The sequence below is a fragment of the Kitasatospora sp. NPDC059571 genome (assembly GCF_042735675.1).
Lineage (GTDB): Bacteria > Actinomycetota > Actinomycetes > Streptomycetales > Streptomycetaceae > Kitasatospora.
The window spans coordinates 1-1,276 of sequence record NZ_JBHWBW010000847.1; the positions used below are offsets into that span (position 1 = coordinate 1).

The following is a 1,276-nucleotide window of genomic DNA, read 5'->3' on the forward strand; positions in this document are numbered from 1 at the left end:
GTCCGGCTCTCCGGCGGACCGGTCCGGATAGGGCCGGGCCCGCGGGCCGACCAGAGCGCGGTCGGCACCGGCCAGGCGCCGGCCGCCACCGACTGGGTGCGCCGCGCCCCCGCCCAGCCGCGGCACGCCTCCGTGCAGCAGCCCGTGCCGCCGCCCCCGCCGGCCCAGCGCTGGCGGCCCTGGCGGTTCCGGATGTCCAACGACGTCTGGGGCACCCCGGTGGTCGCCGGCGGCACGCTCTTCGTCTCCAGCTTCGAGGTGCACGCCCTGGACATCGCCTCCGGCGAGCGCCGCTGGAAGACCCGCGACGTCGCCTGGGCGCTCGCCGTCGCCGACGGCCGGGTGCACGCCGCGGACGGCCCGCACCTGTACACCGTGGACGTCACCGAAGGCACCGAGCGCTGGCGCAACTCCCTCGACGGCTGGGTCTACTCGCTGGACGCCGCCGACGGCGTGCTGTGCTGCGGCATCCGGGGCGGCGGCGTCCAGCTGCGCTCGGCGGCCAACGGCGCGGAGCTGTGGCGCGCCGACGACGCCCAGCAGGACTACGAGAACCCGCAGTCCGGGCCCGCCCTGGTCGGCGGCGCCTGCTACTACTACGGCAGCGGCCGGCTGCGCTGCGTGGACCCGCGCGGCGGCGGCCTGCGCTGGTCGTTCCCGGTCGGCGAGGACGTGCCGTCCCGCCCGGTCGAGCGCGGCGGTGTGCTGTACGTCACGGCCGGCACCCGGGTGTACGCGCTGGACGCCGCGACCGGCGCCGAGCGGTGGCGCTTCGAGGCGCCGGTGGTGCTGTTCACCCCGCCGGCCCTGGACGCCGCCGGACCGGTCGCGCTGTACGTGGCCGACTACCTGGGCACCCTGTACGCGGTCGACCTCGCCACCGGCCGGGAACGCTGGCGCGGCCGGACGGGCAACCGCCAGGGCGCCGAGCCGGCCGTGGTCGCCGACGGCACCGTGCTGCTGGGCTCGGGGGACACCCTGTACGCCTTCGACGCGGCCGCCGGCCGGGAGCGCTGGCGCTACACCGCGCGCGGCGAGATCGTCGGCTCCCCGGCCGTCACCGACGGCCTGGTGCACATCGGCAGCCGCGACCACTCGCTGCACACCGTCGACCTCGCCACCGGGCGGCTGCGCTGGGAGCTTGGCACCAAGGGCGAGCTCACCGGATCGCCGGTCGCCGTCGCCGGGCGGGTCTTCGCCGGCAGCAAGGACCGCTGCGTCTACGCCCTGGACTCGTTCTACGGCACCGCGGTGCCGTAGAACGAGTCCAGGGCGT

General features: G+C 77.0%; 1 protein-coding gene. It reads left to right on the plus strand.

Features of this window, described 5'->3' with window-relative positions; translation table 11 throughout:
* A partial coding sequence (locus ACFV0G_RS39490; RefSeq protein WP_380558801.1) for a PQQ-binding-like beta-propeller repeat protein occupies window positions 1-1,260 on the plus strand: 1,260 nt, incomplete at its 5' end.
* Window positions 1,261-1,276: the final 16 nt, after the last annotated feature.